This window comes from Mycobacterium branderi, from assembly GCF_010728725.1.
Taxonomy (GTDB): Bacteria; Actinomycetota; Actinomycetes; order Mycobacteriales; family Mycobacteriaceae; genus Mycobacterium; species Mycobacterium branderi.
Genome location: NZ_AP022606.1, coordinates 2,335,668 through 2,360,414, shown reverse-complemented (window position 1 = coordinate 2,360,414; position 24,747 = coordinate 2,335,668). Strand labels below are relative to the sequence as shown.

The window sequence follows — 24,747 nt, the reverse complement described above, 5'->3', positions numbered from 1 at the left end:
TATGAGTGGACGGCATCGTAAGCCCACGACATCTAGCGTCAGCGTCGCCAAGATCGCCTTCACCGGCGCGGTGATCGGCGGCGGCGGCATCGCCCTCGCGGGCCACGCATCGGCGGCCACCGACGGCGAATGGGACCAGGTCGCCCGTTGCGAGTCGGGCGGCAACTGGTCGATCAACACCGGCAACGGGTACCAGGGCGGCCTGCAGTTCAACCGCGGCACCTGGGCCGCTCATGGCGGCGGCGAGTTCGCCCCGGCCGCCAACATGGCCACCCGGGAACAGCAGATCGCGGTCGCCGAGCGGGTGCTGGCCACCCAGGGCCGCGGCGCCTGGCCGGTATGCGGCCACGGCTTGTCCGCCCCGACGCCGCGCACAGTCGTCGCCGATGCCCCGGCTAACCCGCCGGAGGACAACCCCGCTCCCGAGGCCGAGCCCGTCGCGTTCGACGCCCCGGCGCCTCCCCCGGCCGACGACGCCCCGCCACCGCAGGACGCGCCGGCGGTAGAGCTGGCAGCCGTCGACGAGTCCGTTCCCGCCGACGAGCCGGCCGAGCCCGCCGCGTTCGAAGCGCCCGCTGAAGAGCCCGCGCCTGTAGACGAGCCGGCGCCCGTGGACGAGCCCGCCCCGGTCGAACCCGCCGCCCTGGACGAGGCGCCACCCGCCGACGCCCCCGAGGGGATTCACGAGGCCCAGTCGGTGGGGAACTGGACGGTCGTCACCGACGCACCGGCGGCCCCGGCCCCGAGCGACCCCGCCCTGCCGGTCGATCCCGCCGCCGCCGGTTCGGCCGCGCACGACGTGCAGGTGCCGTCGCAGTTCGCGCCGCTGCTCGACCAGGCGACCAACCTGCCCGCCGACGCCAACGGGTTGCCCGCCGCGGCGCCGCAGAACATGGATCCCGGTTTCCTCAAGGACCTCTGGCAGGCGATCCAGGCGCAGGGCGTCAACGGCAACGACGCGCTGGCCGCGCTGGCCCAGCAACCGGCGAACCCGACGCCGTAACGGTCAGGCCGAACCCACCCACTCGTCGGTTCCATCGGCGAAGAACTGGTGCTTCCACACCGGTAGCCGCGCCTTGATGGTGTCCACCAGATGCGCACAGGTCTCGAACGCGGCGCGGCGATGGTCGGCGGCGACGGCGGCCACCAGCGCCGCCTCACCGATCTGCAGGACGCCGATGCGGTGGCTGGCGGCAATGGCCCGCACGCCGCTCGACTGCTCGGCGACCTCGGCCAACACGTCGACCATCACCTGTTCGGCCGACGGGTGCGCGGAATACTCCAGCCGCAGTACGGGCCGCTGACCGTCGTGGTTGCGGATCATCCCGACGAACCCCACGATCGCACCCGCAGCCTCATGGCTCACCAGTTCTTCGTGCTCGGCCAGCACAATCGGCTGCTCGGTCAGCGCGGCGCGCAACACCAGAGTCATCCGTGGTCCCCGCCCGCCAGTTGGTCCAGCGCGTGGTCCAGCACGTCGGCGAGCACCCCGAGGCCGTCGCGCACGCCGCCGCTCGACCCCGGCAGGTTGACCACCAGGGTGCGTCCGGCCACCCCGCACACGCCGCGGGACAGCACCGACGTCGGCACCTTCGGCAGCCCCGAACGGCGGATGGCGTCGGCCAGCCCGGGGATCTCGTAGTCGAGTACCGCGGCCGTCTGGGCCGGGGTGTCGTCGCTGGGTGAGATCCCGGTGCCGCCGGAGGTGATGACAACGTCCACGCCGTCACCGACAGCCTCGCGCAACGCCGCACCGACCGCGTCGCCGTCGGGCACCACCACCGGCTTAACGGGCGAAAAGCCGCGCAGCTCAAGCCATTCGGCGATGATCGGCCCGCAGCGATCCTCGTACACACCGGCGGACGCCCGAGTCGAGGCAATGATGATGCGCGCGGATCGCCCGGCCATCACCGCGTCCAGGTTCCGGTCTTGCCGCCGTCTTTGCGCAGCACCCGGATGTCGTCGATGCGGGCGGCCGGATCCACCGCCTTGACCATGTCGTAGAGAGTCAGGCCGGCCACGCTGACGGCGGTCAGCGCCTCCATCTCCACCCCGGTGCGATCGGTGCTGCGCACCGTCGCGGTGATGTCGATGGCGGACTCGCCGACGGTGAAGTCGACGTCGACGCCGGTGAGCGCCAGCTGGTGGCATAGCGGGATCAGGTCGCTGGTGCGCTTGGCGGCGAGAATGCCCGCCACCCGCGCGGTGGCCAGCGCGTCGCCCTTGGGCAGTCCGCCAGCCGAGACCAGCGACACCACCTCCGCCGACGTGTGGAACGTGCCGGCCGCGACGGCAGTGCGCTTGGTGGCTCCCTTGTCGGTGACGTCGACCATGTGCGCGGCTCCGCCCTCGTCGATATGCGACAGCCGAGAAGACGGGGAGCCGGACATCTACCGGTTGACGACGGTGACCGGGTGTACGTAGGGCAGCTCGTCGGACGGCAGCGGGAACACCAGGTCACCAAAAGGGGACAGCGCACCCGTGCGATCCGTCGCCAGTTCGCTCACCGCGTGGTCGTCGGGGTCGCTCGTCGGCCAGCCGGGGTCGACGTACCTGGTCTTCTTGTCAGCATTGTCAGCCACGCGGTCCATTCTGACAGGTCGTCTTGCGGCGCGTGGACATTGGGCGGCTGCTTTACGCTGGTCAGCAATGACAGAACACACCCCGAGCATCCCGCTGGGGTCCTGGCTGGCCGACCTGCCCGACGAGCGGCTGGTGCGCCTGCTGGAACTGCGCCCGGATCTTGCCCAGCCGCCGCCCGGCAGCATCGCCGCGCTGGCTGCCCGCGCTGCGGCCCGCCAGTCGATCCGGGCCGCCACCGACGAGCTGGACTTCCTGCGGCTGGCGGTCATCGACGCGCTGCTGGTGCTGCACGCCGACTCCGCGCCGGTACCGGTCGCCAAGCTCGTCGCGCTGATCGGCGACCGCGCGGCCGAAGCCGACGTCCTGGGTGCGCTCGACGACCTCAGGGAGCGCGCCCTGGTGTGGGGTGAGACCGAGGTCCGGGTGGCCGCCGACGCCGGTGCGGGACTGCCCTGGTATCCCGGGCAAGCGATCCTCGAAGACGAGCCGCACACCCGCGACCAGATCATCGAGCTGCTGGACGAACTCGACGACGACGCACTGCTCGTGCTGGACAAGCTGTCGGACGGGTCGCCGCTGGGGCGCACCCGCGACGCCGCGCCGGGCGCCCCGCCGGACCGCCCGGTGCCCCGATTGCTGGCCAAGGGTCTGCTGCGCCGCATCGACGCCGACACGGTGATCCTGCCGCGCCAGGTCGGACACGTGCTGCGTGGCGAGGACCCGGGTCCGACTCAGCTCGCCGCCCCCGATCCGGCCGTCACGGCCACCACCCAAGCCGACGTCGATGCCTCCGCCGCCGGAGCGGTCATCGACCTGCTGCGCGAACTCGACATGCTGCTGGAAACCCTTAGCGCTGCACCGGTTCCCGAGCTGAGAAGCGGCGGACTCGGGGTACGCGAAGTCAAGCGGCTGGCCAAGATCACCGGCATCGACGAAGCCCGGCTGAGCCTGATCCTGGAACTGGCAGCGGCGGCCGGTCTGATCGCGGTCGGCATGCCCGAACCACCACCCGAGGACGGCGAGGGGCCCTACTGGGCGCCGACGGTGGCCGCCGACCGTTACGCGGAGGCGTCCACCGCAGAGCGCTGGCATCTGTTGGCCAGGACCTGGCTCGACCTGCCGCGACGCCCAGGGCTGATCGGCACCCGTGGTCCGGACGCCAAACCCTATGGCGCACTGTCAGATTCGGTGTATTCCACGGCTGCGCCGCTGGATCGTCGGCTGTTGCTGGGCCTGCTGGCCGAGCTGCCCGCCGGTACCGGTGTCGACGAGACGTCGGCGTCGGCTGCCCTGGTGTGGCGGCGGCCGCGGTGGGGCAAACGGCTGCAGCCCGGGCCGGTCGCCGACCTGCTCGACGAGGCGCACTTCCTCGGTCTGGTCGGCCGCGGAGCAATCAGCACACCGGGGCGCGCGCTGCTGGACCACGACGACTCCGTCGTCGACACGATGAACCGGGCGCTGCCCGAGCCGATCGACCACTTCCTGGTCCAGGCCGACCTGACCGTGGTGGTGCCCGGGCCGCTGGAACGCCATCTGGCCGACGACCTCGCCGCGGTCGCCACCGTCGAGTCGGCCGGCGCGGCAATGGTGTACCGGATCAGCGAAGCCTCGATCCGGCATGCGCTCGACATCGGGAAAACCGCCGACAGTATCCGCGCGCTGTTCGAGAAGCACTCCAAAACGCCGGTGCCGCAATCGCTTAGCTACCTCATCGACGACGTGGCCCGTCGGCACGGGCAGCTGCGGATCGGCATGGCCACCTCGTTCGTCCGCTGCGAGGACCCGGCCTTGCTGGCCCAGGCGGTGGCCGCGGCTGACCACCTGGGACTGCGGGTGCTGGCGCCGACGGTGGCGATCTCCCAAGCGCCAATCGCCGAGGTGCTGACGGCCTTGCGCGACGCCGGGTTCGCGCCGGCCGCCGAGGATTCCACCGGCACCATCGTCGACATCCGGGCCCGCGGCGCGCGGGTGCCCACACCCCAGCAGCGTCGAGCGCCCCGGCCGATCCCCCGGCCAAGCACCGAGTCGCTGAGCGGGATCGTCGCGGTGCTGCGCAAGGTGAGCAGCGCGCCGTTCGCCAACGTGCGGGTCGACCCCGCGGTCGCCATGTCGCTGCTGCAGCGCGCCGCACAGCGAGACGAGACCGTGGTGATCGGCTACGTCGATGCCGCCGGGGTGGCCACCCAGCGGGTGGTGTCGCCGATCACGGTGGTCGGCGGGCAGCTGGTGGCCTTCGATTCGACGTCCGGGCAGGCCCGCGAGTTCGCCATCCATCGCATCACGTCCGTGTCGGCGGAGTCCGGATAATGGGGCTTTATGACTGACGGGCCGTTGATCGTGCAGTCCGACAAGACGGTGCTGCTCGAGGTCGAGCACGAGCTGGCCGGGGCCGCGCGCGCGGCGATCGCGCCGTTCGCCGAGCTGGAGCGCGCACCCGAGCACGTGCACACCTACCGGATCACGCCGCTGGCGCTGTGGAACGCGCGCGCCGCCGGCCACGACGCCGAGCAGGTCGTCGACGCCTTGGTCAGCTTCTCCCGCTACGCGGTACCCCAGCCGCTTTTGGTCGACATCGTCGACACCATGGCCCGCTACGGGCGACTCCAGCTGGTCAAGAACCCCGCCCACGGCCTGACACTGGTCAGCCTGGACCGCGCAGTGCTCGAAGAAGTGTTGCGGCACAAGAAGATCGCGCCCATGCTGGGTGCCCGCATCGACGACGACACCGTGATCGTGCACCCCAGCGAGCGGGGCCGGGTCAAGCAGATGCTGCTCAAGATCGGCTGGCCCGCGGAGGATTTGGCCGGCTATGTCGACGGCGAGGCGCACCCGATCAGCCTGCGCCAGAACGGCTGGCATCTGCGCGACTACCAGGAGATGGCCACCGAGTCGTTCTGGTCGGGCGGATCCGGCGTGGTGGTGCTGCCGTGCGGGGCGGGCAAGACATTGGTGGGTGCGGCCGCGATGGCGAAAGCCAGTGCGACGACGCTGATTTTGGTCACCAACACCGTCGCAGGCCGGCAGTGGAAACGCGAACTGATCGCCCGCACGTCGCTGACCGAGAACGAGATCGGCGAATACTCCGGTGAGCGCAAAGAGATTCGGCCGGTCACCATCGCCACCTACCAGGTGATGACCCGTCGCACCAAGGGCGAGTACCGGCATCTGGAGCTCTTCGACAGCCGCGACTGGGGACTGATCATCTACGACGAGGTGCATCTGCTGCCGGCGCCCGTGTTCCGGATGACCGCCGACCTGCAGTCACGGCGCCGGCTGGGATTGACCGCCACGCTGATCCGCGAGGACGGCCGCGAGGGCGACGTGTTTTCCCTCATCGGCCCCAAGCGCTACGACGCGCCGTGGAAAGACATTGAGGCACAAGGCTGGATCGCGCCGGCTGAATGCGTCGAGGTGCGCGTCACGCTCACCGACAGTGAACGGATGACCTACGCCACCGCCGAGCCCGACGAACGCTACCGGATCTGCTCGACGGCGCATTCGAAGATCGCGGTGGTGCGCTCGATCCTGAGTCGCCATCCCGGCGAGCAGACCCTGGTGATCGGCGCCTATCTGGACCAGCTCGAGGAACTCGGCGAGGTACTGAACGCGCCGGTGATCCAGGGGTCCACCAAGACCGCCGAACGCGAGGCGCTGTTCGACGCCTTTCGCCGCGGCGAGGTGACCACGCTGGTGGTGTCCAAGGTGGCCAACTTCTCCATCGACTTGCCGGAAGCGTCCGTGGCCGTGCAGGTTTCGGGCACCTTCGGGTCGCGGCAGGAGGAGGCGCAGCGGCTGGGCCGGTTGCTGCGGCCCAAGGCCGACGGCGGCGGCGCCAAATTCTATTCGGTGGTGGCCCGCGACAGCCAGGACGCCGAGTACGCCGCACACCGCCAGCGCTTCTTGGCCGAGCAGGGCTACGGCTACGTCATCCGCGACGCGGATGACCTTCTGGGCCCGGCCATCTGAGCGCGAGCACGCACCGTCCAGTTCAGCGCACCCCGAGTCTGCGGTTTGAGACGTCTCCCTCGGCGTGTCGCGTATGAAACCGCAGAGTCGGCTATCGGTCAGAGCGACACGATCGTCGCCGACGCGGTACCGGGCGCCCCGTACACCTGCGCCAAACCGACGCGTGGGTTGCCGGGCACCTGACGCTCGCCCGCCTCGCCCCGCAACTGACGCACCAGCTCGTGCATCTGCCGCAGGCCTGATGCACCGATGGGTTCGCCGTTGGCGATCAGACCGCCATCGGTGTTGATCGGAAGCGACCCGTGAATCTCGGTGGCGCCGTCGGCCAGCAATTTCTCTTGCTCACCGTCGGCACACAGACCCGTCTCGGCCATGTGGATGACCTCGTTGCCAGCGTCGGTGTCCTGCAGTTGGGCCACGTCGACGTCCTCGGGCCCGATACCCGCCGCCTCGTAGGCCGCCTGGGACGCGTAAACCGTTGGGGAGACGTCCTCGTCGAGTGGCGCGAAAGTGGCATGCACCTCGTAGGCGCCGTAGCGGCGAGTGCGGATCTCGCATGCTCGCACATACACCGGCTTGTCGGTGTACTTGTGCGCGATGTCGGCCCGGCACATGACCACCGCCGCCGCTCCCTCGTCGGGCGCGCAGAACATGTACTGGGTCAGGGGGTAGTTGAGCACGGTGGAGTTGAGGATCTCTTCTTCGGAAAGCGCCTTGCGGCGGAACGCATTCGGGTTCAGCGCGCCATTGCGGTAGTTCTTGGCCGCGACCTTGGCCAGCGTTGCCTGCGAGATGTTGTGGTCGTGCAGGTACTTGTTGGCCTTCATGCCGAAGAACTTGGTGGTGACGAATTGCCCGTTCTGCGCATACCACTGCGGCAGCGCCAATTTGGCCGGGTCGTCGGTGAACGCACCGCGCGGATGCTTGTCCAGCCCGATGGCAATGCCGATGTCGTACTTGCCCAACCGAATCGTGTCGGCGGTCTGCTGGATGGCGCTGGCGGCGGTGGCGCACGCGTTGAACACGTTGGTGAACGTGATGCCGGTCAACCCGACCAGCCGTGTCACGGCGTCGGGATTGGACACCTCGTGGCTGCCGCCGAAGCCGAACTGGATGTCCTTCCACTGCACACCGGCGTCGGTGAGCGCGGCTTGGATGGCTTCAGCGCCCATCTCCATCGCGGTCTTCTCGAACCTGCCGAACGGGTGCAGGCCCACGCCAATGATCGCCACGTCGTTCATTTCCCGACTCCTCTTGGCGCAAAGGCGAACGTGACGATCTCGTTGCCCTCGTCGTCGGTGGTAAACGGCACCATGGTCAGCTCGACGTCCATGCCGAATTGCAGCTTGGCCGGATCGTTTTCGGTGAGCCGACCCTCGACGCGGATGACGTCTTCGAGCTGGACCAGCCCGACGCCGAACGGCACGAAGTCCTTGCCCGTCGGGCCGGCGTAGGGCGGCCCCGGCGGGAAGCCCTGAGTCGTCCAGGCCACCAACTTTCCGCGGCGCGGGAGCAGCAGCTCGGACATCTCGGCGCCGCTGCACCGCGGGCAACGCTCCTGCACGGGGAAGGTGGTGGCCCCGCAGTCGCCGCATCTACTGCCGATCAGCTGCGGGTTGTCGTCGGGCCAGGTCGAGATGTCGGGGGCGAGCGCCTTTTGCATGAGCAATCCCTTCGTCATCGCCGTTTACTGCACCGTATAACAGCCTTCCGAAAACTGGAAATCCCATTCTCCTAGCCGGCAAGCGGGCAGGGTGGCATTAGGTTGGCGACCATGACGGTCACGGTGTTACTCGAACTGAGGTTCAAGCCCGACGAGGTCGCTGCGGGGCGCGAGCTCATGGGCCGCGCGCTGCAAGACACCCGCGCGTTCGACGGCAATGTGCGCACCGACGTGCTCGTCGACGACACCGACGAGGCGCACTGGATCATCTACGAACTCTGGGAATCGGTCGAGCATGACGAGGCTTATCGCAGGTTTCGCGCCGGCGAAGGCAAGCTCACGCAGCTCCCTCCCCTGTTGGCCGCCCCTCCGGTCAAGACCAGGTACACGACCACCGATCTCTAGCGCAGCGCGGGGATCACCTCGCGCTCGAACAGCTCGATGCTCGACCGGTCGTAGGCGGCTTCGGGGAAGTAGCAGATGACGTACTGACAGCCGAGATCGCGCAGGCGCTCCAGCCGCTCGATCACCTGCTCGGTGGTGCCGGTCGCCGACTCCGGTCCGCTGGTGCCGGCGATCATCGAGTCCGCCGCGGCCTCGGGCACGTAGTCGACCATCCGGTCGCGGATCCGCTGCAGCCGATCACGCACCTCCGCATCCGAGCTGCCCAACACGGCGTTGACGTTGACCGAGCGCACGATCGCGTCGAACTCGGTGCCCACGTCGCGGCAATGCTGCGCCAGCACGTCGGACTTGTGGGCAAATGTTTCGGGCTCGGGCGTGAAGTTGGTGTACTGCGCATACCTGGCGGCGATCCGCAGGGTCACCTTCTCCCCACCACCGGCAATCCACAACGGAATTCCGGACTCCTGCAACGGTTTCGGCGCGACGATCGCGTTGTCGACCTGGTAGTGCTCGCCGGCCAAGCTGACTTTCCCGTTGCGCCATGCGTCGCGCATGATCTGCACACCCTCGTCGAGCCGGCCGAGCCGTACCCGCGCCGACGGGAAGCCGTAACCGTAAGCGCGCCATTCGTGTTCGTACCAGCCGCCGCCGATGCCCATCTGGATGCGACCACCGGAGATGATGTCGGCTGTGGCCGCCACCTTGGCCAGGTAGACCGGGTTGCGGTAGCTCATCGCCGTACACATCTGACCCAGCTTGATCCGCGATGTCGTCGCCGCATACGCCGACATCAGCGACCACGCCTCGTGCGTGGCTTCCCCGGTCGGCATCGGCACCGTGTGGAAGTGGTCATAGACCCACAACGAATCCCAGACGCCGCCGTCGGCGTACGCGGCCAGGTCGCGCATCACCGCCCAGTGTTTGTCAGGTTCGATCCCGACGAGGTCCAGCCGCCAGCCCTGTGGGATGAAAAGTCCGAAGCGCATAACTGCCGACTCTAGATACCCAAGGCAGCGAGCGCGCCGTCGACCACGGCAGTGCGCAACTTTACGTACGGCGTGTCCGGGAATTGCAGGCAGCAGTCCTGCAGACCACCGAACGCGATCACCGCCCGGGTCGACTGGCTCAGCGTCGGTTTCGCGCCGAAAACCAACCGCCCGAGCCGTTCTCGCCATGCCAGCAGCTTGTCGATCAGCCCCAGCTCGGCCAGCGTCGTCAACTCCGTCACCACCAACATCAGGTCGCCACGATGCCGGTAGTGAAAATCGAAGTACCCCTCCAGCAACTCGCGGGCATCGGCGTCGCGCCGCTTTTCGTGCTCCGTGATGAAGCGCTCGCCCTCCTCGATCAGCGGCTCTAGGATGCTGCGCACCAGCTCCTCCCGCGACGAAAAGTGGTAGTACAGAGCGGGTTTGGTGATCCCAAGCCTGTCGGCGATGTCCTGCAGGCTGGTGCGCTGCACGCCTTGCCGGACGAACAACTCGCGGGCAACATCCTGGATGCGCTCCCGGGTGCCGGAACGGGGCCTACTCACCGGCCCAGTTTATCTGACCTACCGATAAGTAAGCATCGGTGCTAAGCTTACCGATCGTTAAGTAAGGAGGTGCGGCATGCGAGTTCTGATCTCGGGCGCGAGCATTGCCGGGCCGGTGCTGGCGTACTGGCTGGACCGGTACGGGTTCGACGTGACCGTCGTCGAGCGTGCGCCGACGTTGCGCAAGACCGGCGGCCACGCGGTCGACTTGTTCCGTCCGGCGATGGAGATATCCGAGCAGATGGGCGTGCTGCCCCAGATCGAGGCGCGCGCTACCGGGACGTCGCGCCTGAGCATCTACCGCGCCGGCGCACAACGGCCGATCCGTGTCGATCTCACGAAGATCTACGGCGCCGCCTCCGACCGCCATGTCGAGATCATGCGCGACGATCTCAGCGAAATCTATTACAACGCAGCCGATGTCGAGTACCTGTTCGGCGACTCGATCACGGCCGTCTCCCCCGATGGTGAGGTGGCATTCGAACAGGCGGCCTCCCGCAGGTTCGACGTCGTGATCGGCGCGGACGGGCTGCATTCGAACGTTCGGCGACTGGTGTTCGGTGACGGGGCCGGTCTCACCCGCTACCTCGGCGGCTACCTGGCGGTGGCGTCCGCGCCCAAATCGCTGGCGCCCGACGGCGAGATGATCGGTCACGTCGAAATCGGCCGCATGGCAGGGATCTACAGCGCACGGCATCTGGACGACGCGCGGGTGCTGTTCATGTTCCACAGCCCCGAGCTGACCTACCACCATCGGGATGTGCAGCGGCAGAAGGAGTTGGTGCGCGACGCGTTCGCGGGAATGAATCCGCGAGTGGACGGGTGGCTCGACCAGCTCGAGGGCACGCCGGCGTTCTACTTCGACTCGATCACCCAGCTGCAGATCGACAGCTGGTCGCGGGGACGGGTCAGTCTGGTCGGCGACGCCGGCTACTGCCCCGGACCCGCCGTCGGCGGCAGCACCAGTCTCGCGGTAATCGGTGCCTATGTCTTGGCCGGCGAGCTGGCACAGGCACAGGGCGACCACGAGCGCGCGTTCGCGGCGTACGAACGGCGGATGCGCGAACCGGTGCGCCGCAGTCGTGCTTTCGCACGCGGGGCCGCCAAGACCGTCGTCCCCGACTCGCGTGCCGCGCTGTGGCTGGTGACGCGCGGAGCGCAACTGGTGTCGGCGCTGCCCACCCCGGTCAGCCGCGCCGTCGCGAAGCTCAACACCAAAGGTGTGCGCCTGCACGACTCGATACCGGTGCCCGACTACGGCGCCGGTGTCTGGCAGCATTGACTGCATGGAGCTTTCCGGTGTCGGAGTGTGGAGCAGCCAACTGCGCTACGGCGACCCGGCCGAATCCGCTGACGCCGCAGCCGAATTGGACGAGCTCGGGTTCGACGCGCTATGGATTCCCGACGTCGGCGGCCCGGTCCTGGACGCGGTCGAAAGCCTACTGGCCGCAACCAAACGGACGGTAATCGCGACCGGCATCCTCAACCTGTGGATGCACGACCCGGCTGAGGTCGCCGCCTCGTATGCGCAGTCGACCGCCGCGCACGGTGAGCGCTTCCTGCTGGGGATCGGCGTCAGCCATGCCCCGCTCATCGGGTCGGATCGCTACCGCAAGCCGCTGGCGGCGACGGCGTCATTTCTGGACGCGTTGGATGCCGCCGAGCAACCGGTTCCGGCCGAAAACCGGGTGCTGGCCGCGCTGGGCCCGAAGATGCTGACGCTGGCGGCAAGCCGTGCCCGCGGCGCCCATCCCTATCTCGTCACGCCCGAGCACACCGCCGCTGCCCGGTCGGCATTGGGCGACGGCTTGTTGCTGCTGCCCGAGCAGACGGTGATTCTCAGCGACGATCCCGACGAGGCACATGCCATCGGAACCGATTGGCTTCGCTCGTATTTGGCCCTGCCCAACTATGCCAACAACCTGCTGCGCAGTGGATTCACGCCCCACGACTTGGCGCAGGTCAGTGATCGGCTCTTCGACGCGATCTTCGCCTGGGGCGACGAGGAGGCCGTCGTACGCAGGATCGCCGAGCATCGCGCGGCCGGCGCCGACCATGTCTGTGTGCAGGTGTTGCTGGCCGACCCGCAGGAGTTCCCACGGGAGCAGTGGCGGCGTATCGCGGCCGCCTGCATTGGCTGACCCTCCCGGCTAGCCTCGGGGCATGCCCGTGTCGAAGGATGAACGCGAAGAGTTTCTTGCCCAACCACACATCGCGGCGCTGTCGGTGCAGGCCGGCGACAGCCGTGGACCGTTGACCGTCCCCATCTGGTACCAGTACACGCCCGGCGGCGAGCCCTGGGTGCTCACCGGCCCCGGCTCACGCAAGACGCGGCTCATCGAGGCGGCCGGCTACTTCTCGTTGATGGTCGAACGGCTGGAGCCGACCGTGCGTTATGTCGCGGTCGACGGCCCGGTAAGCCGCATCGAGCCCGGCACCGATGATCAGCTGGTCGAAATGACGCGGCGCTACATGCCTCCGGAAAAGGTGGACGCCTACCTCGACTACGCCCGCAACGAAATCGGCGAGAGCGTCGCGATTTATATGCAACCGCAACACTGGCTTTCCGCCGACCTAGGAGGACTGTGACATGGCATCTCGGCACCTATTGTTCCGGGTGTTCTACGCGCTCGGCTTCACGCCGTGGGACGGTCATCCGCTCTCGACGAAGCTGCGAGATCTCGTCGAGGCAACCGACACGCCGCCCGGCTCGGCGCTCGATGTCGGATGCGGCACCGGAGACACCTCGATCTATCTCGCCCAACACGGATGGCAAGTCACCGGAGCGGACTTCACGCCAAAGGCCCTGGACAAGGCACGTGCCAAGGCCCGAGCCGCAGACGCTACCGTCAACTTTGTCCACGCCGACGTCACGCACTTGAGGCAGACGGGGATCACCGGGCCCTTCGATTTGGTCGTCGACAACGGCTGCTTTCACGGCATGAGTGCGCACGACCGCGACCTTTACGTCCAAGAGATCACCGCCGCAGCATCAGCGGGTGCGCGGCTGCTGATGATCGCGTTCAAACCCGGCGGCGGCCCTGGGCCGGCAGGAGTCGACCAAACCGAAATCGAGCGCCGATTCACACCCGCGTGGGCGCTACTGTCGGCGGACGATGAACCGCAATGGACGCCTCAGGGCGGAATCGCCGGCAGGTTTGCGGCCCGATTCAAAGCTCGCAGCTACGTGTTGCAGCGCCAGGCGTCCTGACGCCGCGACACTTAACCCATTGCGACGACACGCTGGCGGGCGTCGCAATGGTTTAAGTCTCGGCGCAGAGCCTTAGGTGAGCGACGCCGGCGGCAGGAAGCGGTCGCCGTACTTGGCCGCCAGCTCGCGGGCGCGGGCGACGAAGCCCTCCTTGCCACCCGGATAGCCGACGACGAACTGCGCCGTGCCGCCCGTCCACGGCGGGAAGCCAATGCCCATGATCGAGCCGATGTTGGCGTCAGCGGTCGACGTCAACACGCCCTCGTCGAGGCACTTCTGGGTTTCCAGCGCCTCGGCGAACAGCATCCGGTCGATCATGTCGGCCAGCGGCGGCTGCGACGAACCGGAGTTGAACGTCTCGCGCAGACCCGGCCACAGGCCTACCCGCTTGCCGTCGGCGTACTCGTAGAAACCCTTGCCGGACAACCGACTTGGCCGGCCCAGTTCGATCATCTTCTCGACGACGGCCTCGGCGGGGTGCGGCTCGTAGGTGCCGCCGGCGTCCTCGACGCCCTTGCGGGTGGCAACGGCGATCTTGTGCATCAGCTCCATGTTGAGCTCGTCGGAGAGCTGCAGCGGCGGCGCCGGGTAGCCGGCCTGGCTGCCCGCGTGCTCGATCGACGCGGGCTCCACACCCTCGCCGAGCATCGCCAACGCTTCGTTCACGAACGTGCCGATGACCCGCGACGTGAAGAAGCCGCGGCTGTCGTTGACCACAATCGGCGTCTTGCCGATGGCCAGGGTGTAGTCGAACGCTCGGGCCAGTGCCTCGTCAGATGTCTTCTCGCCCTTGATGATCTCGACCAGCGGCATCTTATCGACCGGCGAGAAGAAGTGGATCCCGATGAAATCCTCTTGCCGCTTGACGCCCGTGGCCAGGCCGGTGATCGGCAGGGTCGACGTGTTGGACCCGAGCAGCGCGTTGGGCTCGACGATGTCCTCGATTTCCTGGAACACCTTGTGCTTGAGTTCCTGGTTCTCGAACACGGCCTCGATCACGAAGTCGACGCCCTTGAAGTCGGCGGCATCAGCCGTCGGTGTGATCCGGTCCAGCAGCGCCTTGGACTTCTCCTCGGTGGTCTTGCCACGCTGCAGCGCCTTGGCTTCCAGCTTTTCCGAGTAGCCCTTGCCTTTCTGCGCGGCCTCGAGGCTGACGTCCTTGAGCACCACGTCGAATCCGGCCTTGGCCGACACGTAGGCGATGCCCGCGCCCATCATCCCGGCGCCCAGCACACCGATCTTCTTGATCGGGGTCTTGCCGATGCCGTCGGGCCGTGAGCCGCCGGAGTTGATGTGCTGCAGGTCGAAGAAGAACGCCTGGATCATGTTCTTGGCCACCTGAGAGGTGACCAGCGAAGCAAAATAACGGCTTTCGATGCGCGTGGCGGTGTCGAAGTCGACCTGCGCGCCCTCGACCGCGGCGGCCAGGATGGCCCGCGGCGCAGGCATCGGCGCGCCCTTGAGCTGCTTGCGCAGGTTCGACGGAAACGACGGCAGGATCGCCGCCAGCGACGGCGAGCTCGGGGTGCCGCCGGGCATCTTGTAGCCCTTGGCATCCCACGGCTGCACATGCGCGTCCGGGTTGGCCTTGATCCAGGCCTTGGCCGCAGGCACCAGCTCCTCGACGGTCGGCAGCACCTCGTCGACCAGCCCCATCTCCTTGGCCTTGGCCGGCTTGAACCGGGTGCCCTGCGCCAGGATGTTGACGAACGCGTTCTGGATGCCGAACATCCGCACGGTGCGGGTCACCCCACCACCGCCGGGCAGCAGCCCCAAAGTCACTTCGGGCAAACCGATCTGCACACCCGGCACGTCGGCGACGATCCGGTGATGACAGGCCAGCGCGATCTCCAGGCCACCGCCCAGCGCCGCGCCGTTGATGGCCGCGACGACGGGCTTGCCAAATGTCTCCAAGGTCCGCAGATCCTTCTTGACCCGCTCGACCGTGTCGAAGAACTGGCCCGCGTCCTCGGGGCGCGCCTTGACCATCGCGGTCAGGTCGCCGCCGGCGAAGAACGTCTTCTTGGCGCTGGTGATCACCACGCCGGTGATCGAATCCTTCTCGGCGACAAGGCGTTCCACCGCCTTGCCCATCGACTCGATGTAGGCCTCGTTCATCACGTTGGCCGACCCGGACGGGTCGTCCATGGTCAGCGTGACGATGCCGTCGGCGTCCTTGTCCCACTGGATGGTGTTCTCTGCCATGCCTTAAACCCTCTCGATGATGGTCGCGACGCCCATGCCGCCGCCGATGCACAACGTGACCAGCGCGCGCCGCGCTCCCCGTCGCTCCAGTTCGTCGACCATGGTGCCCAGGATCATCGCGCCGGTGGCACCGAGCGGGTGGCCCATCGCGATCGCACCGCCGTTGACGTTGAGCTTCTCGTCAGGGATGTTCAGGTCCTTCTGGAACTTCAGCACCACCGACGCGAACGCCTCGTTGAGCTCGAACAGGTCGATGTCGTCGACGGTCAGCCCGGCCCGGTCGAGCACCTTGCGGGTGGCCGGAGTGGGGCCGGTCAGCATGATCGTCGGCTCGGCGCCGCTGGTGGCGGTGGCCACGATGCGCGCCCGCGGGGTTATATTGACAGCCTTTCCTGCGCTTTCTGAACCGACCAGCACCAGCGCGGCGCCGTCGACAATGCCGGAGCTGTTGCCGCCGGTGTGGACGTGGTTGATCTTTTCCACCCAGTGGTACTTCTGCAGCGCCACGTCGTCGAAACCGCCCAGTGCCGCAACGCCTTCGAAGGCGGGCTTGAGCTTGGCCAGGCCCTCCATCGTCGTGTCGGGCCGCATGTGCTCGTCGTGGTCGAGGATCAGCAGGCCGTTCTGGTCGCGGACCGGCACCACCGACTTGGCGAAGTAGCCGCCCGACCAGGCCGCGGCGGCCTTTTGCTGACTGCGCAGCGCGTAGGCGTCGACGTCTTCCCGCGAGAACCCCTCGATGGTGGCGATCAGGTCAGCGCCAATACCTTGCGGGACGAAGCCCAGGTCGTAGTTGGTGGCCGGGTCCAGCGCCCAGGCGCCGCCGTCGGAGCCCATCGGCACCCGGCTCATCGATTCCACACCACCGGCCAGCACCAGGTCGTCCCAGCCGGAGCGCACCTTCTGCGCCGCCGTGTTGACGGCCTCCAGGCCGGACGCGCAGAACCGGTTGAGCTGCACACCGCCGGTGGTGTCGGGCAGGCCGGCCGCCAGCACCGCGGTGCGGGCGATGTCGCCGCCCTGGTCACCGACCGGCGAGACCACGCCGAGGATGACGTCGCTGATCATGTTCTCGTCGAGATCGGGGAAACGCTTGCGCAGTTCCTCGATCAGGCCGACGACCAGGTTCAGCGGCTTGACCTCGTGCAACGACCCGTTCTTCTGCTTGCCGCGCGGGGTGCGGATGGCCTCATAGACGAAGGCTTCTTCGGACATGGCTGATTCCTCTTCCAAGGGTCGGATCCGTCTGCCCGCCACCCTAACAGGACGGCCGATCAACCTGTTGGTTGGGAGGTCAGCGCCCAGCGTGCGATTGGCCGCACGCGCGGCGTCCTAAGCTCGACGACCATGACGGTGTCGCGGCTGCGGCCCTATGCGACGACGGTGTTCGCCGAGATGTCGGCGCTGGCGGCGCGCATCGGCGCGGTCAACCTTGGCCAGGGCTTCCCCGACGAGGACGGCCCGCCGGCAATGCTGAGGGCCGCGCAGGACGCCATCGCCCACGGCGTCAACCAGTACCCGCCGGGCATCGGTGTCCCGGAGCTGCGCCACGCGATCGCCGCCCAGCGCAAACGGCATTTCGGCGTCGACTACGACCCCGACACCGAGGTGCTGGTGACGGTCGGGGCCACCGAGGCAATCGCCGCCGCGGTGCTCGGGCTGGTCGAACCCGGCGACGAGGTCGTCCTGATCCAGCCGTTCTACGACTCCTACTCGCCGGTGGTGGCGATGGCCGGCGCGCAGCGGGTGGTGGTGCCGCTGGTGCCCGACGGCCGCGGTTTTGCTTTGGACGCCGACGCGCTGCGGCGTGCGGTGACGCCGCGCACCAGGGCGCTCATCGTCAACTCGCCGCACAACCCGACCGGCACGGTGCTGAGCGCACAAGAACTCAAGGCCGTCGCCGAAATCGCGGTCCAAGCAGACCTGCTCGTCATCACCGACGAGGTCTACGAACACCTGGTCTTCGACCAGCACCGGCACCTTCCGCTGGCCACCTACGACGGCATGGCCGAGCGCACGATCACCATCTCCAGTGCCGCCAAGATGTTCAACTGCACCGGTTGGAAGATCGGATGGGCTTGCGGCCCTAGGGAACTCATTGTCGGTTTGCGCTCGGCCAAGCAGTACCTGAGCTACGTGGGCGGCGCGCCGTTTCAGCCGGCGGTCGCCCACGCCCTCGACACCGAGGACCACTGGGTGGCGGCTCTGCGGTCGTCGCTGCAATCCAGAAGAGACCGGTTGGCCAATGGGCTGACCGAGATCGGCTTCGAGGTTCACGACAGCGCGGGCACCTACTTCTTGTGCGCCGACCCGCGGCCGTTGGGCTATGACGACAGCACGGCGTTCTGCGCCGCCCTGCCCGAACGCGCGGGAGTGGCGGCGATCCCGATGTCGGCTTTCTGTGACCCTGCGATCGGCGGGCCGTGGAATCACCTGGTGCGCTTCACGTTTGCCAAGCGCGATGACACGCTCGACGAGGCGATCCGGCGCTTGGCGGTACTGGCCTAGCCGCCCATCACCCGCTTGCGCAGGCCCTCGGTCGCGGTGCCCAGCACGATGTTGCTGGCCCGCTTGACGAGGAACTCCGGTACCGGCCCTGACGGTTCCACCGTGATGGCGAAGCGCACCCGCGTCTTGTCGACTCCTTCGCGTTGCAGCGTGTACTCGACGTGCTGGCCGCGTTGCTGGAACGTCGCCTCGGCATCCCAGACCACCCAGTCGGGACCCCAGTGGTATTCGAGGATTTCCCTGTCGACCAGCCCGAAAATCTTGATGGTGGCCCGCACGTGGTGGGGCCTGCCGTCTTCGTAGCGGTCGAGCACCTCGACGCGTTTATGCACCGGGGACCACGACGTCAAGTTGGTGATGTCGGCCAGCGCCTCCATCACCACCTCGGGCGGTGCGTCGATGACGATTTCCCGTGACGCTCGGACGGCCACGCCGGCACCTAACCCCGCCGATCCGAACCGACGGCACCCGTGACACGCCTGCGCAGTCCTTCGGTCGCGGCATTGAGGATCTTCTTGCGGGCCCGGTTGATGAGGAACTCCGGCAGGGGCGCCGACGGCTCCAGCGTGATGTCGAAGCGCACCCGCGTCTTGTCGAGCCCCTCACGCCGCAACGTGTACTCGACGTGCTGGCCGTGCTGGTGAACTGTCTTCTCGGCGTCCCACACCAGCCAGTCCGGGCCCCAGTGATATTCGAGTACTTCCTTGTCGACGATGCCGACCACCTTGACCGTGACCTTTACGTGGTGCGGCCGGCCGTCGGGATAGGTGTCGATGACTTCGGCGCGCTTGTGCACCGACGACCAGGATGGCACCGAGGCGATGTCGGCCAGCGCCTCCATGATTGCTTCCGGCGGCGCGTCGATGACAATTTCCCGCGATGCTCGTACGGCCACTATCCCCAACGTAGCCTCGCAGCCGCGCGTAGACGACAAATCCGCGATTACCAGCCGATTTCGTCCAACGGCGTAATGCCCGCCGGCGGCGCCCACACCGGCCCAGAGGCCGGTTACTTGCCTTTCTTCACGCTCAGCACCCGCTTGCGCAATCCCTCGGTGGAGGTGTCCATCACTCCTTTGATGGTGCGTTTGAGCAGAAATCCGGGCAGCGGAACCATCGGGTCGATCGTGATGTTGAACTTCACCCGCGTCTTGTCGCCCTCCGGGATCAGCGTGTATGTGGCGTCCTGCGCGCGCTGCTGGCTGGCACTGACCAGCGTCCAGCTGACGGTGTTCTCGCCCCAGGTGTAGGCCACGACCTGCTCGTCGGTGATCCCGGCCGCCTTGACCTTCATCTTCGCCACGCTGGGCCGCCCGTCGTCGCCACGCTCGACCACCTCGGAGCTCTGGTGCGACGACGACCACTCGGTCAGCGACTCGAGATCGGCGATGACGTCCAGGATCTCTTCAGGGGTCGCTTCGATGACTACTTCGCGGGATTCCTTGATGGCCATGGTCCGCACCATAGCGAGGTGGCGTCCGAGATGCGGTGTTTTCGGCTCGGCGTACCGTCGATTTCGTGACTTCTGCCTACACCGTTGGTGACTACTTGCTCGACCGTCTCGCCGAACTCGGCGTCACCGAAATCTTCGGTGTTCCCGGTGACTACAACTTGGAGTTCCTCGACCACATCGTCGCCCACCCGGACGTCCGGTGGGTGGGCAATGCCAACGAGCTCAATGCCGGCTACGCGGCGGATGGTTACGGGCGGCTGCGCGGGATGTCCGCTGTGGTAACCACATTCGGTGTCGGCGAGCTGTCGGTAACCAACGCGATCGCCGGCAGTTACGCCGAGCATGTGCCGGTGGTGCACATCGTCGGCGGGCCGTCCAAAGATGCGCAGGGCACCCGCCGCGCACTGCACCATTCGCTGGGCGACGGCGATTTCGAGCACTTCCTGCGGATGAGCCGCGAAATCACCTGTGCCCAAGCCAATCTCATGCCCGCGACGGCGACAAGGGAGATCGACCGGGTGCTGTGCGAGGTTCGGGAGCAGAAGCGACCCGGCTACCTGCTGCTGCCCACCGACGTGGCGCGTTTCGAAGTCGAGTGCCCCAGCGCGCCACTGCCCCGCTACGCCGGCGGCACCAGTCCCCGTGCGCTGGCTCACTTCACCGAAGCCGCAACCGAACTCATCGCCGATCACCAGCTCGCCGTGCTCGCGGACTACCTCGTCCACCGCCTCGACGCAATCCCACAACTCGAGGCGCTGCTGGCCGCCGACGAGGTGCCGCACGCCACGTTGATGTGGGGCAAGAGCCTGGTCGACGAGAGCTCCCCCAATTTCCTCGGGATCTACGCCGGAGCGGCCAGCGACGAACCGGTTCGCCGCGCGATCGAGGAAGCGCCGGTGCTGTTGACCGCCGGGGTGGTGTTCACCGACATGGTCAGCGGCTTTTTCAGCCAGCGCATCGATCCCGCACGCACCATCGACATCGGAGCACAGCAGAGCACGGTCGGCACCCAGGTGTTCGCGCCGCTGGAGATGGAGGCGGCGCTGGACGCCGTCACCACCATCCTCACCAGGCGAGGGGCCTCCTCGCCGCCGGTGGCCTCGACGGACGATGGTGTGCCGCTGCAGCTTCCGCCGCCCGACACGCCACTCACCCAGAAAGCGTTGTGGGACAGGTTTTGTCAAGCTCTCACGCCCGGCAATGTGGTGCTAGCCGACCAGGGCACCTCGTTCTACGGGATGGCAGGCCATCGCCTCCCCCGCGGGGTGACCTTCATCGGCCAACCGTTGTGGGGTTCGATCGGATACACGTTGCCGGCCACACTCGGCGCGGGGCTTGCGCATCGCGACCGCCGGCCGGTGCTGCTGATCGGCGACGGTGCCGCGCAGCTGACCGTGCAGGAACTGGGCACCTTCTCCCGCGAAGGACTCTCACCGGTCATCGTGGTGGTCAACAACGACGGGTACACCGTCGAGCGGATGATCCATGGAAAGACGGCCCCCTACAACGACATTGTGCGCTGGGATTGGGCCGAGATTCCCAACGCGCTGGGCGTGACCAACCATCTGACGTTCCGCGCGCAGACGTATGGCGAACTCGACGCGGCGCTCACCGCGGCCGCCGACCATCAAGACCGGATGGTGCTCATCGAGGCCGTCGTGCCGCGCCTCGACGTCCCTGACTTGTTGGCCGAGCTGACCAAACCGACGTCACCTGACGGGAGCGCGCGTCGCTGAGTTGCTTGATGCGCCAAGGATCGCCCGCAGCGTGTGTCGGCAGCGGCCGCAGTCGGCGCCGGCGCCGCATGCCTCGGCGATCTGCTTGGTGGTCGACGCGCCTTGGGCGACAACCTCGGCCACCATGTTGTTGGTGATCCCGTTGCAGAGGCAGACGAACATCACCGCCCTGCCTCGATACGCATCACGTCGACGAATCTGCCGACGAACAACGGTGGATAGGCACCTACTCCCGGCCCGCTCATCCACTCTGCCGCGGTGTCGGGCTGCTCGATCCAGCGCTGCGCCGTCGTTTCGTCGTCGAACTCCTGCAGGATCATCACTTCCTGCCCGTCGTCGAAAGCCTGGAACAGCCACGTCTTTCGGATACCCGCCGCGGTGAACCGGTCCCAGGCGGCCCGCACCCCGGCGGTCAGCGTGGCCACGTTATCGACCGGTGCGACGGCGGCCACCACGATTCCGGGCGCATGCGGCTCCGAAGCCCGAGAGGAATCGAACCGTTCGACGATTTCGCCGGCGAACACCGCCGGAATGTCGTCGACACCCACCGCGTCGAACCAGTCGAAGAACACCCGTGACCGCAGGAGCTCGACGATGGGCTCGCGGCTGCGCACGCCGATCGTCACCAGGACACGTCCGTAGTCCTGGGTCGACTTGTAGAGCAGAACGTGGTGCGCGCCGATGTCGGCGAGCGCGGATTTGCGCCGCTGCAGCAGCGGCCACACCCGGTCCGGATTCGGCACCCGGTAATCCGAGGCGAGCACCATCGATTGCGAGTTGAAGTCTGCCGCAGTCACCGGAGTTGGTCCTTCATCACCTTGCCGGTGGCGTTCAGCGGCAACTCGTCGAGAAACTCGATCGATCGCGGCGCTTTGAAGCCTGCCATCCGCTCGCGGCACCACGCGATCAAATCCTCTTCGGACACCGGCGATTTCGGCACGACGAAGGCCTTGCCCACCTGGCCGAGTCGCTGGTCGGGAACGCCGATCACGGCAGCCTGGGCGACCGCGGGGTGTTCCAGCAAAAAGCCCTCGATCTCGGCCGGGTAGGCGTTGAACCCGCCGACGATGAACATGTCCTTTTTGCGCCCGTCGATCCGTAGCCGCCCCGCCGCGTCCAGCGTACCCAGGTCGCCGGTATGCAACCAGCCTTCGGCGTCGATTGCCTGCGCCGTGGCGACGGGGTCGTCGAAATACCCCTGCATAACCCCGTATCCGCGAACCAGGACCTCACGGTCGTCGGCGATGCGCACCTCGACCCCGTCGCAGGGCAGGCCCGCAGTTGTCGCGACATCTTCGAAGGAGTCGCCGGGCCGCGACAGCGTGACGTTGCCGGCCTCGGTGAGCCCGTAACCGGTCATCAGTGTCTGGAACGGCAGTTCGCCATGGATGCGGCGAACCAGCTCGACCGGAATGTCCGCGGCGCCGGTCACGCCCGCCCGCAACGTGGACAGCTTGTCCTTGTCGCGCACGGTCAGCAGCGAGTGGTACAGCGTGGGCGGGCCGGGCAGCATCGTGATGCGTTCGCGCTCAACGAGGTTCACCACCGTGTCAAGGTCGAACACCGCGACCGGCACCATCGTCGCGCCGCGCAAAAAGGACGCGATCAGTCCCGCTTTCAGGCCGAACGTGTGGAAGTACGGGTTGATCATCAGATAGCGGTCGCCCTCGCGCAGGTCGGCGAGCGTCGCCCATTCCTCGTACATCCGCAGGGTCTGTTGATGATTCATCATCGCGCCCTTCGGGCGGCCGGTGGTGCCCGAGGTGAAGATGATGTCAGCGACGTCGGTGCTCTTTATCGTTCGCTCGAATGGTGCACCGCTGGAAAGGAAGTCGGACTTCAGGTCGATGACCGGGATACCCGCGGGCGCGGTGTAGTCCTGGGCCAGAAAACCCTTCTGTACCAGGACGGCCTTGGCCCCGCTGCGGGCGATGATGTCGCCGGCCTCGGACGCCTTGAACCGAGTGTTGACGGGAACCAACACCCCGCCGGCAGTAAGCAGCCCAAAGGCCGCAATGATCCACTCGGCGCAGTTCGGCGCCCAGATCGCGACCCGATCACCCTTGCCGACTCCGAGATCGGCGAAAGCACCTGCAGCGCAGCGGATTCGATCGACCAATTCGGCGTAGGTGAGGCGCAGCGGACCGTCGACAATCGCTTCCGCGTCGCCGAAGCGGTCCGCCGCGCTCAAGACCATCTCGGGGATGGTCTCCCAGCTCATGTCGTAACGAGTCGACCGAGGTTGCCGCCCATGATCTTTGCCTGATCCTCGACAGGCAGGTGTGACAGCGCGTTGACGTAGTAGGTCGGCTCCGCCAGCCCTTCGGGGTGCGGCCAGTCCGAGCCGTACAACACCTGGTCCACGCCGACGAGGTTGACCAGATCGTCGATGCCGTCCTCGAAGAACGGGCTGACGTGAATGCGGTTCTTGACCATCTCGACGGGGTCGCTCGGGAAAGCCTCCGGCGCCTTGCGGAACACCTCGGCCAGGCCGTCCAGCAGCGGGGTCATCCACTTCGAGCCGGCCTCGACGATCGCGACCTTCAGCTTGGGATGGCGGTACAGCGCGCCGTGGATCACCCACGACGCGACCGAGTCCTGGATCGGCCGCCACTCGTTGAGAATGCTCATCGCGTTGGTCTGGAACGGCAGCATCTCCTGGTCGGCGCCGTCCCATTCGGAGGTGTAGCGGGAGTAGCCACTGTCGGACGAGTGCATCCCGACCAGCACGTCGTGCTCGACGACGCGCTCCCAGAACGGGTCGAACTCGGGCAGCGCGAACGACCGGGGGCCACGGAAACCGGGCACCGGCGCCGGCCGGACCAGGATCGCGCGGGCACCACGCTTGACCACCCACTCCAGTTCCTCGATCGCCTTCTCGACGATCGGCAGGGTGATGACCGGGGTGGTGAAGATGCGGTTCTGGTAGTTGAAGCCCCACACCTCGTCGAGCCACTGGTTCAGCGCGTGGATCAGGACGTGGATCGCGACCGGGTCGTCGCGCAGCCGCTCCTCGATCAAGCTGGCCAGCGTCGGGAACATCAGGGTGCGGTCCAGGCCCAGCTCGTTCATCTTCTCCAGGCGCGGGCCGGGCTCGAAGAACGCGGGGATCGCGCGCATCGGCTCGCCGAACAGCTCGCGCTTGCTCTTGCCGTCCGGGTTGCCGTACTTGAAGTACTCCTCCCAGGCGCCCGGCCGCGCGACCACCTCGAAGGTCGGGTTGGGGATGTAGTTGCTGATCACGCCGCGCAGCGCGATCTTGGTGCGCCCGTTGATCTGGACGTACTGGACGAAGTCCTTGTACTCCTTGGGCAGGAACTTGGTCAGCGCCTCCGGCGGCTCGTAGAGATGGTTGTCCGCGTCAAAGATCGGAAACGGGACGTCTTCCCGGTGCGACAACTGCCCCATGAAATCCTCCTTCGCAGTTTGTGAGAATACTATTCTCCCTCAGAGGCTACCGCAATGCCCCGATGCAGCAGCCGGC

The 24,747-nt window shown here is 67.2% G+C and carries 27 protein-coding genes; 10 read left to right on the top strand and 17 right to left on the bottom strand.

All coding sequences use genetic code 11. The annotated features are described in order from the left end of the window. Position 1: 1 nt before the first annotated feature. Complete coding sequence (locus G6N47_RS12195) at positions 2-1,003, top strand: transglycosylase family protein (protein ID WP_083131318.1); 1,002 nt, start codon at positions 2-4, stop codon at positions 1,001-1,003. A 3-nt stretch (positions 1,004-1,006) separates the two neighbouring features. Here the strand turns inward: G6N47_RS12195 and G6N47_RS12190 are convergent, their stop codons facing one another. The 4 genes from G6N47_RS12190 to G6N47_RS12175 are packed head-to-tail and all read right to left on the bottom strand — an operon-like array spanning position 1,007 to position 2,591. Then, positions 1,007-1,432: a molybdenum cofactor biosynthesis protein MoaE gene (locus tag G6N47_RS12190; protein ID WP_083131317.1), complete on the bottom strand. Its 426-nt coding sequence runs from the start codon at positions 1,430-1,432 to the stop codon at positions 1,007-1,009. Then, positions 1,429-1,908 (bottom strand): MogA/MoaB family molybdenum cofactor biosynthesis protein, encoded by a 480-nt coding sequence (locus tag G6N47_RS12185; RefSeq protein WP_083131316.1) that lies wholly within the window; start codon positions 1,906-1,908, stop codon positions 1,429-1,431. The genes G6N47_RS12190 and G6N47_RS12185 overlap by 4 nt, the downstream gene beginning before the upstream one ends. Beyond that, on the bottom strand, positions 1,908-2,390 hold the full coding sequence (gene moaC, locus G6N47_RS12180) for a cyclic pyranopterin monophosphate synthase MoaC (RefSeq protein WP_083131315.1): 483 nt from the start codon (positions 2,388-2,390) through the stop codon (positions 1,908-1,910). The genes G6N47_RS12185 and moaC overlap by 1 nt, the downstream gene beginning before the upstream one ends. After that, positions 2,391-2,591: a hypothetical protein gene (locus tag G6N47_RS12175; protein WP_083131314.1), complete on the bottom strand. Its 201-nt coding sequence runs from the start codon at positions 2,589-2,591 to the stop codon at positions 2,391-2,393. 58 nt (positions 2,592-2,649) lie between these two features. On the opposite strand from G6N47_RS12175, the gene G6N47_RS12170 reads away from it, so the two are divergent. Continuing rightward, positions 2,650-4,890: a helicase-associated domain-containing protein gene (locus G6N47_RS12170; protein ID WP_083131313.1), complete on the top strand. Its 2,241-nt coding sequence runs from the start codon at positions 2,650-2,652 to the stop codon at positions 4,888-4,890. 9 nt (positions 4,891-4,899) lie between these two features. After that, positions 4,900-6,549, top strand: coding sequence for a DNA repair helicase XPB (locus tag G6N47_RS12165; protein WP_083131312.1), 1,650 nt, complete (start codon positions 4,900-4,902; stop codon positions 6,547-6,549). A 98-nt stretch (positions 6,550-6,647) separates the two neighbouring features. Here the strand turns inward: G6N47_RS12165 and G6N47_RS12160 are convergent, their stop codons facing one another. Continuing rightward, positions 6,648-7,790 (bottom strand): thiolase family protein, encoded by a 1,143-nt coding sequence (locus G6N47_RS12160; protein ID WP_083131311.1) that lies wholly within the window; start codon positions 7,788-7,790, stop codon positions 6,648-6,650. Beyond that, positions 7,787-8,212, bottom strand: a complete 426-nt coding sequence (locus G6N47_RS12155) for a Zn-ribbon domain-containing OB-fold protein (protein ID WP_083131457.1) — start codon at positions 8,210-8,212, stop codon at positions 7,787-7,789. Before G6N47_RS12155 ends, G6N47_RS12160 begins: the two co-directional genes overlap by 4 nt. A gap of 111 nt (positions 8,213-8,323) precedes the next feature. Here G6N47_RS12155 and G6N47_RS12150 point away from each other — a divergent pair, with 111 nt between their 5' ends. Then, positions 8,324-8,617: a putative quinol monooxygenase gene (locus tag G6N47_RS12150; protein WP_083131310.1), complete on the top strand. Its 294-nt coding sequence runs from the start codon at positions 8,324-8,326 to the stop codon at positions 8,615-8,617. Here G6N47_RS12150 and G6N47_RS12145 read toward each other — a convergent pair. Beyond that, positions 8,614-9,603, bottom strand: coding sequence for an LLM class F420-dependent oxidoreductase (locus tag G6N47_RS12145; RefSeq protein ID WP_083131309.1), 990 nt, complete (start codon positions 9,601-9,603; stop codon positions 8,614-8,616). The two genes, G6N47_RS12150 and G6N47_RS12145, sit on opposite strands and share 4 nt — an antisense overlap. Before the next feature lie 11 nt (positions 9,604-9,614). Then, the gene (locus tag G6N47_RS12140) at positions 9,615-10,151 is read right to left on the bottom strand and encodes a TetR/AcrR family transcriptional regulator (RefSeq protein WP_083131308.1); all 537 of its coding nucleotides are present in this window, start codon (positions 10,149-10,151) and stop codon (positions 9,615-9,617) included. 76 nt (positions 10,152-10,227) lie between these two features. On the opposite strand from G6N47_RS12140, the gene G6N47_RS12135 reads away from it, so the two are divergent. From G6N47_RS12135 to G6N47_RS12120, 4 genes are read left to right on the top strand one after another with little or no spacing between them, the layout of a single operon-like run. After that, on the top strand, positions 10,228-11,433 hold the full coding sequence (locus tag G6N47_RS12135; RefSeq protein WP_083131307.1) for an FAD-dependent monooxygenase: 1,206 nt from the start codon (positions 10,228-10,230) through the stop codon (positions 11,431-11,433). 4 nt (positions 11,434-11,437) lie between these two features. After that, entirely contained in the window at positions 11,438-12,292 is an 855-nt protein-coding gene (locus G6N47_RS12130; RefSeq protein WP_083131306.1) for an LLM class F420-dependent oxidoreductase, read from the top strand. A gap of 22 nt (positions 12,293-12,314) precedes the next feature. Then, positions 12,315-12,740, top strand: coding sequence for a pyridoxamine 5'-phosphate oxidase family protein (locus G6N47_RS12125; protein ID WP_083131305.1), 426 nt, complete (start codon positions 12,315-12,317; stop codon positions 12,738-12,740). A gap of 1 nt (position 12,741) precedes the next feature. Then, on the top strand, positions 12,742-13,362 hold the full coding sequence (locus G6N47_RS12120; RefSeq protein ID WP_083131304.1) for a class I SAM-dependent methyltransferase: 621 nt from the start codon (positions 12,742-12,744) through the stop codon (positions 13,360-13,362). A 72-nt stretch (positions 13,363-13,434) separates the two neighbouring features. Here the strand turns inward: G6N47_RS12120 and G6N47_RS12115 are convergent, their stop codons facing one another. Then, complete coding sequence (locus G6N47_RS12115) at positions 13,435-15,567, bottom strand: 3-hydroxyacyl-CoA dehydrogenase NAD-binding domain-containing protein (RefSeq protein WP_083131303.1); 2,133 nt, start codon at positions 15,565-15,567, stop codon at positions 13,435-13,437. Between the two features lie 3 nt (positions 15,568-15,570). Then, entirely contained in the window at positions 15,571-16,782 is a 1,212-nt protein-coding gene (locus G6N47_RS12110; protein ID WP_083131302.1) for an acetyl-CoA C-acetyltransferase, read from the bottom strand. Between the two features lie 132 nt (positions 16,783-16,914). On the opposite strand from G6N47_RS12110, the gene G6N47_RS12105 reads away from it, so the two are divergent. Continuing rightward, positions 16,915-18,075: a pyridoxal phosphate-dependent aminotransferase gene (locus tag G6N47_RS12105; protein WP_083131301.1), complete on the top strand. Its 1,161-nt coding sequence runs from the start codon at positions 16,915-16,917 to the stop codon at positions 18,073-18,075. Here G6N47_RS12105 and G6N47_RS12100 read toward each other — a convergent pair. The 3 genes from G6N47_RS12100 to G6N47_RS12090 form a co-directional block, all read right to left on the bottom strand. After that, complete coding sequence (locus G6N47_RS12100) at positions 18,072-18,506, bottom strand: SRPBCC family protein (RefSeq protein WP_083131300.1); 435 nt, start codon at positions 18,504-18,506, stop codon at positions 18,072-18,074. The two genes, G6N47_RS12105 and G6N47_RS12100, sit on opposite strands and share 4 nt — an antisense overlap. Positions 18,507-18,514: 8 nt before the next feature. Then, positions 18,515-18,970 carry an SRPBCC family protein gene (locus tag G6N47_RS12095; protein WP_083131299.1) on the bottom strand — a complete coding sequence of 152 codons (456 nt, stop codon included), beginning with the start codon at positions 18,968-18,970 and terminating at the stop codon, positions 18,515-18,517. A gap of 113 nt (positions 18,971-19,083) precedes the next feature. Beyond that, positions 19,084-19,527 carry an SRPBCC family protein gene (locus G6N47_RS12090; RefSeq protein WP_083131456.1) on the bottom strand — a complete coding sequence of 148 codons (444 nt, stop codon included), beginning with the start codon at positions 19,525-19,527 and terminating at the stop codon, positions 19,084-19,086. A gap of 65 nt (positions 19,528-19,592) precedes the next feature. Between G6N47_RS12090 and G6N47_RS12085 the strand changes: the two genes are divergently transcribed. Beyond that, the gene (locus G6N47_RS12085; protein ID WP_139799439.1) at positions 19,593-21,263 is read left to right on the top strand and encodes an alpha-keto acid decarboxylase family protein; all 1,671 of its coding nucleotides are present in this window, start codon (positions 19,593-19,595) and stop codon (positions 21,261-21,263) included. Here G6N47_RS12085 and G6N47_RS12080 read toward each other — a convergent pair. From G6N47_RS12080 to G6N47_RS12065, 4 genes are read right to left on the bottom strand one after another with little or no spacing between them, the layout of a single operon-like run. After that, complete coding sequence (locus tag G6N47_RS12080; RefSeq protein ID WP_083131297.1) at positions 21,237-21,425, bottom strand: (2Fe-2S)-binding protein; 189 nt, start codon at positions 21,423-21,425, stop codon at positions 21,237-21,239. The two genes, G6N47_RS12085 and G6N47_RS12080, sit on opposite strands and share 27 nt — an antisense overlap. Next, positions 21,425-22,030, bottom strand: coding sequence for a fatty-acid--CoA ligase (locus G6N47_RS12075; RefSeq protein WP_083131455.1), 606 nt, complete (start codon positions 22,028-22,030; stop codon positions 21,425-21,427). Before G6N47_RS12075 ends, G6N47_RS12080 begins: the two co-directional genes overlap by 1 nt. 26 nt (positions 22,031-22,056) lie before the next feature. Beyond that, positions 22,057-23,484, bottom strand: a complete 1,428-nt coding sequence (locus G6N47_RS12070; protein WP_083131296.1) for a FadD3 family acyl-CoA ligase — start codon at positions 23,482-23,484, stop codon at positions 22,057-22,059. Then, positions 23,481-24,671 (bottom strand): amidohydrolase family protein, encoded by a 1,191-nt coding sequence (locus G6N47_RS12065; RefSeq protein WP_083131295.1) that lies wholly within the window; start codon positions 24,669-24,671, stop codon positions 23,481-23,483. The genes G6N47_RS12070 and G6N47_RS12065 overlap by 4 nt, the downstream gene beginning before the upstream one ends. Positions 24,672-24,747: the final 76 nt, after the last annotated feature.

What these genes read in the sequence shown, in the direction of transcription:
- G6N47_RS12195 (WP_083131318.1), top strand. Translation starts at nt 2, where the DNA reads ATGAGTGGACGGCATCGTAAGCCCACGACATCTAGCGTCAGCGTCGCC.
- G6N47_RS12190 (WP_083131317.1), bottom strand. Translation starts at nt 1,432, where the DNA reads ATGACTCTGGTGTTGCGCGCCGCGCTGACCGAGCAGCCGATTGTGCTG.
- G6N47_RS12185 (WP_083131316.1), bottom strand. Translation starts at nt 1,908, where the DNA reads ATGGCCGGGCGATCCGCGCGCATCATCATTGCCTCGACTCGGGCGTCC.
- moaC (WP_083131315.1), bottom strand. Translation starts at nt 2,390, where the DNA reads ATGTCCGGCTCCCCGTCTTCTCGGCTGTCGCATATCGACGAGGGCGGA.
- G6N47_RS12175 (WP_083131314.1), bottom strand. Translation starts at nt 2,591, where the DNA reads ATGGACCGCGTGGCTGACAATGCTGACAAGAAGACCAGGTACGTCGAC.
- G6N47_RS12170 (WP_083131313.1), top strand. Translation starts at nt 2,650, where the DNA reads ATGACAGAACACACCCCGAGCATCCCGCTGGGGTCCTGGCTGGCCGAC.
- G6N47_RS12165 (WP_083131312.1), top strand. Translation starts at nt 4,900, where the DNA reads ATGACTGACGGGCCGTTGATCGTGCAGTCCGACAAGACGGTGCTGCTC.
- G6N47_RS12160 (WP_083131311.1), bottom strand. Translation starts at nt 7,790, where the DNA reads ATGAACGACGTGGCGATCATTGGCGTGGGCCTGCACCCGTTCGGCAGG.
- G6N47_RS12155 (WP_083131457.1), bottom strand. Translation starts at nt 8,212, where the DNA reads ATGCAAAAGGCGCTCGCCCCCGACATCTCGACCTGGCCCGACGACAAC.
- G6N47_RS12150 (WP_083131310.1), top strand. Translation starts at nt 8,324, where the DNA reads ATGACGGTCACGGTGTTACTCGAACTGAGGTTCAAGCCCGACGAGGTC.
- G6N47_RS12145 (WP_083131309.1), bottom strand. Translation starts at nt 9,603, where the DNA reads ATGCGCTTCGGACTTTTCATCCCACAGGGCTGGCGGCTGGACCTCGTC.
- G6N47_RS12135 (WP_083131307.1), top strand. Translation starts at nt 10,228, where the DNA reads ATGCGAGTTCTGATCTCGGGCGCGAGCATTGCCGGGCCGGTGCTGGCG.
- G6N47_RS12130 (WP_083131306.1), top strand. Translation starts at nt 11,438, where the DNA reads ATGGAGCTTTCCGGTGTCGGAGTGTGGAGCAGCCAACTGCGCTACGGC.
- G6N47_RS12125 (WP_083131305.1), top strand. Translation starts at nt 12,315, where the DNA reads ATGCCCGTGTCGAAGGATGAACGCGAAGAGTTTCTTGCCCAACCACAC.
- G6N47_RS12120 (WP_083131304.1), top strand. Translation starts at nt 12,742, where the DNA reads ATGGCATCTCGGCACCTATTGTTCCGGGTGTTCTACGCGCTCGGCTTC.
- G6N47_RS12115 (WP_083131303.1), bottom strand. Translation starts at nt 15,567, where the DNA reads ATGGCAGAGAACACCATCCAGTGGGACAAGGACGCCGACGGCATCGTC.
- G6N47_RS12110 (WP_083131302.1), bottom strand. Translation starts at nt 16,782, where the DNA reads ATGTCCGAAGAAGCCTTCGTCTATGAGGCCATCCGCACCCCGCGCGGC.
- G6N47_RS12105 (WP_083131301.1), top strand. Translation starts at nt 16,915, where the DNA reads ATGACGGTGTCGCGGCTGCGGCCCTATGCGACGACGGTGTTCGCCGAG.
- G6N47_RS12090 (WP_083131456.1), bottom strand. Translation starts at nt 19,527, where the DNA reads ATGGCCATCAAGGAATCCCGCGAAGTAGTCATCGAAGCGACCCCTGAA.
- G6N47_RS12080 (WP_083131297.1), bottom strand. Translation starts at nt 21,425, where the DNA reads ATGTTCGTCTGCCTCTGCAACGGGATCACCAACAACATGGTGGCCGAG.
- G6N47_RS12075 (WP_083131455.1), bottom strand. Translation starts at nt 22,030, where the DNA reads ATGGTGCTCGCCTCGGATTACCGGGTGCCGAATCCGGACCGGGTGTGG.
- G6N47_RS12070 (WP_083131296.1), bottom strand. Translation starts at nt 23,484, where the DNA reads ATGAGCTGGGAGACCATCCCCGAGATGGTCTTGAGCGCGGCGGACCGC.
- G6N47_RS12065 (WP_083131295.1), bottom strand. Translation starts at nt 24,671, where the DNA reads ATGGGGCAGTTGTCGCACCGGGAAGACGTCCCGTTTCCGATCTTTGAC.